At 39.5% G+C, this 243-nt stretch carries 1 protein-coding gene; it reads right to left on the bottom strand.

Going from position 1 to position 243, the window contains the following annotated elements; genetic code table 11:
* Window positions 1-243, bottom strand: a 243-nt coding sequence (locus AAEY72_RS16035; protein WP_352311658.1) for a GAD domain-containing protein, incomplete at both ends; no start/stop codon positions are given.

The following is a 243-nucleotide window of genomic DNA, read 5'->3' as shown; positions in this document are numbered from 1 at the left end:
ATGGTGTACAGCGTGTAATGTGCCTTCGTCATCTTCTTCAAACATTGGGAAGTCAACAACCCAAAGTGGTGCCCAGCTATCTAAATTAGTGATTTCTAAATCAATACCAATTTTTAAACGAAGTGCGCCCATGGCTTCATTTACGGTGTTGCGTTTATCCGCACCAAATAAAATGATATCGCCTGTTTGTGCATTAGTACGTTCAAGTAACTGCGTGATCACATCTTCATTTAAGAATTTAGC

Origin of the sequence: Psychrobacter sp. W2-37-MNA-CIBAN-0211, from assembly GCF_040309405.1 — a bacterium.
GTDB classification, from domain to species: domain Bacteria; phylum Pseudomonadota; class Gammaproteobacteria; order Pseudomonadales; family Moraxellaceae; genus Psychrobacter; species Psychrobacter glaciei.
Note: the sequence above shows the minus strand (reverse complement) of the source record. Positions and strands in the feature narration are given on the sequence as shown.